Annotated in this window: 6 protein-coding genes; 4 read left to right on the plus strand and 2 right to left on the minus strand. The window is 55.2% G+C overall.

The genetic code is table 11. The features are described from left to right. Positions 1-54: 54 nt before the first annotated feature. From ACIQ20_RS10890 to ACIQ20_RS10900, 3 genes are all read left to right on the plus strand, one after another. Positions 55-1,794 (plus strand): patatin-like phospholipase family protein, encoded by a 1,740-nt coding sequence (locus ACIQ20_RS10890; protein WP_395780207.1) that lies wholly within the window; start codon positions 55-57, stop codon positions 1,792-1,794. A gap of 124 nt (positions 1,795-1,918) precedes the next feature. Next, positions 1,919-2,692, plus strand: coding sequence for a hypothetical protein (locus ACIQ20_RS10895; RefSeq protein ID WP_395780209.1), 774 nt, complete (start codon positions 1,919-1,921; stop codon positions 2,690-2,692). 130 nt (positions 2,693-2,822) lie between these two features. Further along, positions 2,823-4,961, plus strand: a complete 2,139-nt coding sequence (locus ACIQ20_RS10900; protein WP_395780211.1) for a M3 family metallopeptidase — start codon at positions 2,823-2,825, stop codon at positions 4,959-4,961. Positions 4,962-5,092: 131 nt separating this feature from the next. On the opposite strand, the gene ACIQ20_RS10905 is transcribed toward ACIQ20_RS10900, so the two are convergent. Continuing rightward, positions 5,093-5,248 (minus strand): hypothetical protein, encoded by a 156-nt coding sequence (locus ACIQ20_RS10905; protein WP_395780213.1) that lies wholly within the window; start codon positions 5,246-5,248, stop codon positions 5,093-5,095. A gap of 454 nt (positions 5,249-5,702) precedes the next feature. Between ACIQ20_RS10905 and ACIQ20_RS10910 the strand changes: the two genes are divergently transcribed. Continuing rightward, positions 5,703-5,852 carry a hypothetical protein gene (locus ACIQ20_RS10910; protein ID WP_395780215.1) on the plus strand — a complete coding sequence of 50 codons (150 nt, stop codon included), beginning with the start codon at positions 5,703-5,705 and terminating at the stop codon, positions 5,850-5,852. Here ACIQ20_RS10910 and ACIQ20_RS10915 read toward each other — a convergent pair. Next, positions 5,833-7,062, minus strand: a complete 1,230-nt coding sequence (locus ACIQ20_RS10915) for an IS256 family transposase (protein WP_395780217.1) — start codon at positions 7,060-7,062, stop codon at positions 5,833-5,835. The two genes, ACIQ20_RS10910 and ACIQ20_RS10915, sit on opposite strands and share 20 nt — an antisense overlap. Positions 7,063-7,263 lie beyond the last annotated feature (201 nt).

Genomic DNA, 7,263 nt, shown 5'->3' on the forward strand with positions numbered 1-7,263 from the left:
AAGGAGAGCCGCCATGAAACATAGTTGGACTTTGTTTTATGGCGGTTATTTCCAATGATACCCTTTGACTTTGCCGCCATTCCTTTCCTGAGAGATGCTGGCCAGGCAGCGATCAAAGATGTTGAAAAATCGGCAATTTGGTACTCATTACCTGGCGGCTGGCCCCTATTTTTGGAGAGCGAGCCTGCTGACACCTTATGGTTTGTCCGCTCAGGGTCGTTGGGTGCGTTCCGGCGTGGCAGCGATGGTTCAAACGAGTTTATTGGCCATATTCGTCAAGGCGAACCTGTCGGTGAAATGGCGCTGGTGGCGGGCGAGCCTCATAGTGCGTCTGTTTTCGCACTACGGGACACCGAACTACTGGCGTTAGATCGGGCCGCGTTTAATCGCCTGATCCGCCGTCATCCTCAATTGATGCAGAATCTGGCGCGAACCATGCTGTTCCGGTCGCGCCAAAACCGTAGGCGCAATCCCCGCTCTGATCCACGCGTATTTGGGCTCTTAGCCGCTTCGCCCTCCATCGATATTCTCAAACGCGCCCACATGCTGAAGGATGCGCTCGCCAAACTCGGCAAACGGGCGGTCGTGGTCGGCCCAGAAGCCGTTACACAGACAGCTTCTTGGTTTGATGAAATCGAGACGTGGAATGATATCGTCCTTCTGGCCGCTGACCTAGGAGATGGCGGGTGGACGAAGCTTTGTTTGCGGCAGGCAGACAGGCTTTGGGTATTTGGCCGTGCCGATACGCCACCGCCTGAGATGATTCTCCCCGCAGGCTCGTCCCCGGCCCGCCAGTTTCAATTGGTCGACACCATTTTGATTGGCCCGCAAGATCGCTCGGTCGTTGACGTCAAAGGCTCAAATTCCAAAGCTTGGAGTAGTGCTGCGCAGAGCCAGCGGTTGTTTCATTGGCGACAGGATCAACCCCAAGATGTGATGATGCTGGCGCGTATTCTATCAGGTACCTCGATTGGTCTGGTGTTAGGCGGAGGCGGTGCTCGCGCCTATGCTCATATTGGGGTGGTTCGCGCCCTGCGTGAGACCGGTATCTCGTTTGACTTTGTTGGCGGCACCTCCATGGGTGGGGTGATTGCAGCCTGCGTGGCTTTGGGCTGGGATGATGGTGAGATTGAACGGCGGATCTGGGACAGTTTCGTCCGCGACAATCCTTTGAATGACTATGTCTTGCCCGTTGTCGCCATGACCTCTGGGGTAAAGGTGGACCAAAGGCTTTTGAAGAATTTCGGCGATATTCTCATCGAAGACATGCCACGCTCCTTTTATTGCCTCTCGACCAATTTAACATTGGGCATGCCGAAGCTTCACCGGAGCGGCGTCTTGCGCGACGCCCTGCGGGCTTCCATCGCGCTACCGGGCATTCTGCCCCCTGTAGTGTCGGGTGACGACATACTGGTCGATGGTGCTGTCCTCGATAATTTCCCGATCAACTCTATGATCGATCTCCATCGCGGACCCAATATCGGGGTAGACGTGACCCGTCAGCGCGCCTTGAATCCAGACGAGTTTCGTAAGCCCGAAGGTTTCTTTAGTTGGATTACCCGCCATGGGCTGCACGCCGCCCCGCCCATTGCCGAATTGCTGATGCGTTCGGCAACCGCAACGCTGGACCCTGCGAAATCCCGCGAGAAGACCGATTTGCTGATTGTGCCAGATATGGCGGGGATCCAGCTGCGCGATTGGAAGGCCTTTGATGCCGCAGTTGAGACCGGGTATCGTGCCGCGACGCGCGCCATCCAAAGCGCACCCGATGTGTTGAGACCGCTGCTGGGTTAACACCTGGGGCACGTGTGCGGCAGTTTTTATTGAAATCCAGCTGATTTTATGTCGCTCCTGCCCATTTTCTGCCGCATCCGGCGGCTAGAGCGATTAACCAAGCTTCTAGGTAAAGGGATTTGATGTGCGATTGATTGTGGCCTCTGGTGTGACGTTGGCAGTTGTTGTGTCGTTTGGATTTGGCGTCGTGGTCGGCAAATTTGTTTTGTCCCCGGATCAGCCCCTTGCCAGTGCGCCCACCAATGCGATCATGGGGCCAGTCGGCTTAGATAATCCTCTGGCCGATCCAGAAGCAGTCCTCTCCACTGACCCCAGCATCATAGCACCAGCCCCGCCCGCCGTGCCGGTACCGCCGCTAACTGGCCCAAATGAAGTGGTGATCCCAACCCCTGGCCCACTAGTGAGTGGCGAAGGGCCGCGCGCTGAATCAGACGCTGCCATGGCAGCAGGCAGCCCGGTTCCCCAATGTGACGTCAAGGTAAGCCAAGCGACCGCCATCCGGTCTTGGAAGGCAGCCGACCGCGTGACCATCATGGCGACCGGTAATGATTGTGCGTCTGGCAGCATCAGGGTGACCTTGGAGACCAATGAAGGCCGCGCGCTTTACACGCTACAGGCCCCGGCCCGCGACTTTGGCATCCCAGCAACCGCAAGCCCTGATCAAATTCGAGATCGCTTAACGACGCTGTTACCTGCTCAGGCGGTAAAGTCATCCGCCTATCCCGCTTGGGCTGAAGGCAGCGAAAGCCCAACACGCAGCGAATTTACACGCGAGACCTATGAAGCCATTCGCCAAGCCGATGCGCCCGTGGTCTGCCTTAAGCTGCCAACGTCGGCCCAACGCTGTATCGCCCAAGACCCTAAATCAGGCCAATTGCGGGTGTTTGCCCGCGGCTGAGGATTAATCACGTTTCCGTGATTAAATTGCAGTCATGATTGCGTTCTTGGGGTGCATCCGCGCACAATTTGGCCCATCCATATGCCCAACGAAAGATGTGGTTTCTTGTTTCGTGAGGGATGTATAAACGATGGAACGTAGAGATTTCTTGGCGGGGAGTGTCGCAACCTTGACCCTAACTACTGGTTCGGCCGCACTGGCCGCAAAAGCGAAAGCAAAAACCCCTGCGCGGGTAAACCCGCTTCTGGCAAAGTGGAATACCCCTTGGGGCGTGCCGCCTTTTGCCGAGATTAAAAACAGCGATTTTGAACCCGCGATCGACATTGGCATGTCTCGTGGCCGCGCCGACATTGACGTGATCTCGGCGGCAAAGACCCCTGCCACCTTTGAAACGGTTATCGTCCCAATGGAAAAAGCCGGGCAAGATCTCAACCGCGCCACCACGGTTTTCTATAATCTGACAGGCATGCTCAGCACTCCGGCAATACAAAAGATTGAAGGCAGTCTGTCTTCTAAGCTGTCAGCCCATGCCAGCGCCATCAATCAAGACCCAAAGATTTTTGCCCGCGTAAAGGCTGCTTATGACAGTCGCGCCGCCCAAAATCTGACCGGCCCTCAGACCAAGCTATTGGAAGACACCTATGCTGGATTTGTCCGCAGTGGTGCCCTGCTCAACGCGGCCCAGAAAAAGCGTGTGACAGAGATTGATGCCCGCCTTTCAACGCTTCAGGTTGAGTTTGGTCAAAATGTGCTGGCAGACCAGTCTAGCTTTGCTTTGCCCTTGAAGACCAAAGAAGATTTGGCGGGCCTTTCGGACAGCTTTATCGCCGCCGCCGCTGCAGAAGCCAAAGAGCGTAAGATTGATGCCTTGGCTGTGGTGACCTTGTCGCGTTCAAGCTTTGAGCCCTTCTTGACCATGTCGAACCGGCGCGATCTGCGCGAGGCCGTCCAAAAAGGCTGGATGGCCGTCAGTGGCTCACAAGGCAAAAGCGATAATCGGCCGCTGATCCCAGAGATCGTCAATCTGCGCAATGAAAGGGCCAAGCTGTTAGGCTTTAAGTCGTTTGCGCATTTCCAGCTCGATAACAAAATGGCCAAAACGCCAGAAGTGGCGATGGACATGATGATGGGTGTCTGGAAAGCTTCGCTAGCCACCGCCAAACGCGAACGCGCCATGCTGCAAGAATTGGCCGCCGCCGATGGCCTCGAGGGCCCGCTCAAGTCTTGGGACTGGTGGCATTATGCGGAGAAAGTCCGCAAGGCCAAATTCGATGTCGATGAGTCCGAGACCAAGCCCTATTTCGAGCTGGGCAATATGATCGACGCGATCCATTGGCATGCGACACGTTTGTTTGGCATCACGTTCAAGAAAGTCACCGGCGTGCCAACTTGGCATCCTGATGTCGTTGTCTATGAAGTCTCAGACGCCGCCGGTAAGCCGATGGCCTTGTGGTATGGCGATTTCTTTGCCCGCCAAACCAAGCAATCAGGCGCGTGGATGAGCAGTTTCCGCGATCAACAGCGTTTGATCGGCGACATTAAGCCGGTCGTGTACAATGTCTGTAACTACACGAAGGCGCCAGCAGGTCAGCCCAATCTGCTCAGCCTCGACGATGTCATCACTTTATTCCATGAATTTGGCCATGCCCTGCACGGCATGTTGTCGGATGTGACCTATCCCAGCCAATCGGGCACAAGCGTGAAACGCGACTTTGTCGAATTCCCAAGCCAGTTGATGGAACATTGGGTAACGACGCCTGAGATCCTAACACGATTTGCCAAGCATCACGCCACGGGCGAAGTCATCCCCCGCTCCTTGGTGGATAAGATCATTGCGGCCAAGAATTTCAACCAAGGCTGGGCGACCAGCGAATTCATGATGGCCGCTATCATGGACATGAAGATGCACATGATCGAAGGCCCAGCCCCCACCAATGTGGATGCTTGGGAGGACGAGATTTTGTCTGGTATCGGCTCCATCCCAGAAATCGTTGTGCGCTATCGCCCAGGCTATTTCAAACATACGTTTGAAGGTGGTTATGCGGCTGGCTATTACAGCTACATCTGGGCCGCCGTGCTGGAATGCGACGCGTTCCAAGCCTTTGTCGATGCTGGCAATGTCTATGATCCTGCGACATCGAAGAAGCTAAAAGACTTCATCTTTGCCAGCGGCGGCCAAGCCGATCCGATGGACAATTATATCGCCTTCCGTGGCCGCGCGCCAGGCGTCGAAGCCTTGCTGCAAGATCGAGATTTGACGGTTAGTTAGGGCATTCAGCCACTGCCGCCACGATGTCATCCCGGACGGCGTTAGCCGATCCGGGACCCTGTGCTGCATAAACCACCAAGGTCCCCGCTCTGCGCTAACGCTTCGGCGGGGATGCCGTTTTTGACTAGACCTTAGTCTTCGTCTTCGTCTTCTTCTTCTTCATGTTCCTCGTCTTCGAGGTCTTCTTCTTCGGCCTCTGGCTCGTCTTCCATCACGACATGCTCGTCGCCGTGGGCTGCAGCAATTTCTTCGAATTCCGCTACGATCTCTTCGTCTTGAACGCTCATGTTATGTCTCCCTTTGGTTGACACTAGGGAGGCTCGCTCGCTTTCTTGTCGGGCGTGTGATGGCTATGCGAAGCTTGCGTGAAGATTGGCACCGCGCGTGATGTCATCCCCGATGGCGTCAACCAAACGGGGGAGTTGGAGCGCGCAGCACAAGCTGCGCATCTGGACGCGTTGACTTGCTCAGCTAGTGCTGCGCGGTCCTTTGGGGTCCCCGCTCGCAGCTCACGCTTCGGCGGGGATTGTCTGTTTGTGATGTGTAAGTATGGTTGGGCTGGTTAGGCAATTTGGTGGGTGGCCGCCCACCAAATTGCCGACGTTGGTATGACCGTGCCGGGATCGGGCTTTGAGGCCCGTTGTCATCGAGGTCTGCCAGCGTCACCAGCTTTGAACAGCTTGTTGACTTGATTGGGCTAGTTTTTGGCTAAGCCCGCAGACAATCCAAAGCGAGGCAAACATGATCCAGAACGACGAGAAAGTCGAGGGCCGCATCATCATTGGTGCGGACGTCGCAAAAGCCAGCATCGTGCTCAAACAATTACGAGGGGACTATCAGGAATTTCGTGCGTGGGGGAGCGGGTTATCATTTAGGCGGCTGCCTGAATGAAGCGCTCACCGAACGTGATGGCGAACTGGGATTTAGCTGCTGACCATTCCCTTGCCCCCATAGTCCAGTCTTTTTGTGTTCGTTGCAAGACCAGCCACAATAATTTGGTTGCGGCTTCTTCGCTTGGGAAGTGGCCCCGTGCGCGAACGGCCCTTCGCAGTTTGGCGTTTAGGGCTTCGATCGCATTGGTGGTGTAGATTATTTTACGCACATCAGGCCCAAAGCCGAAGAAAGGGATAATCTGGCTCCATTGCCGCCTCCAGATCTGGCCAATGGCGGCATATCGTTGCCCCCATGGCCCTGCTTCAAAGGCCGTCAGCGCCTTTTCAGCTTCGTCGGCATTGGTGGCGCGGTAAATGTCTTTGAGGGCTGTGGCGACAGGCTTGCGGTCCTTCCAAGACAATAAATCGAGGCTGTTGCGCAAAACATGGACGATGCAGGTTTGTACCATTGTCTCGGGAAAGATGGCGTTTATGGCGTCTGGGAAACCTTTGAGGCCATCAACGACCGCGATCAATATGTCATCAGTGCCGCGTGCCTTGAGCTCATTCATGACGCGGAGCCAGAATTTGGCCCCCTCATTTTGTTCAACCCAAAGACCCAGTACCTCCTTGCGGCCATCGTGGCGAACGCCAAGGGCGATATGGATGGCTTGGTTTTTGACACTCCCTTCGTCGCGTATTTTGACCCTGATAGCGTCAAAGAAAACAATGGGATATGTGGGTTCAAGCGGCCGGCCTTGCCACACGCCGACCTCCTCCAAGACCGCATTTGTCACCGTCGAGATCAGATCTGGCGAAACTTCTAAGCCATAAATCTCAAGTAAATGGCCTTGAATATCGCGCGTGCTCATACCCCGCGCATACATCGACAATATCTTCTCATCAAAGCCTGGAAAGCGACGTTGATACTTGCCAATCAACTGGGGATCAAAACGGCCTTGTCGGTCGCGGGGCACTGCGATCTCCATCGACCCCGTGTCGGTCAATACCGTCTTACGGCCAACCCCGTTGCGCCGGTTATCGTGTCGCTCAGCTGCATCAGTCTCCAGATGATGATCCATCTCAGCATTCAAAACACGCTCAGCCAACGCCTTCTTCAAGGCATCAAACAAACCGCCACTCACAAAGGCGTCTTTGATATCTCCCTGCGCCAATAGCTGGTCCAAAACCTCATTCGTTATCGTGGGTAAACTCTTCTTCTCTGACATCGGGAATCACCTCCGTTCCCTACAGGCTCCCCCACGCACGAAATTCCTGATAGTCCTCGACGAGAAAGTCGAGGGCCGCATCATCATTGGTGCGGACGTCGCAAAAGCCAGCATCGTGCTTAAACAATTACAAGACGGCCGCCCGGTCTGCGCTGGCGTTAAAACCATACCCAACAAAGCCGCTGATATTACAAAGGCTCT

Source organism: Aquidulcibacter sp., assembly GCF_044346625.1.
Classification (GTDB): Bacteria; Pseudomonadota; Alphaproteobacteria; order Caulobacterales; family Aquidulcibacteraceae; genus Aquidulcibacter.

Coding starts and splice junctions, on each gene's coding strand:
- ACIQ20_RS10900 (WP_395780211.1), top strand. CDS start 2,823: ATGGAACGTAGAGATTTCTTGGCGGGGAGTGTCGCAACCTTGACCCTA.
- ACIQ20_RS10915 (WP_395780217.1), bottom strand. CDS start 7,062: ATGTCAGAGAAGAAGAGTTTACCCACGATAACGAATGAGGTTTTGGAC.
- ACIQ20_RS10890 (WP_395780207.1), top strand. CDS start 55: ATGATACCCTTTGACTTTGCCGCCATTCCTTTCCTGAGAGATGCTGGC.
- ACIQ20_RS10905 (WP_395780213.1), bottom strand. CDS start 5,248: ATGAGCGTTCAAGACGAAGAGATCGTAGCGGAATTCGAAGAAATTGCT.
- ACIQ20_RS10910 (WP_395780215.1), top strand. CDS start 5,703: ATGATCCAGAACGACGAGAAAGTCGAGGGCCGCATCATCATTGGTGCG.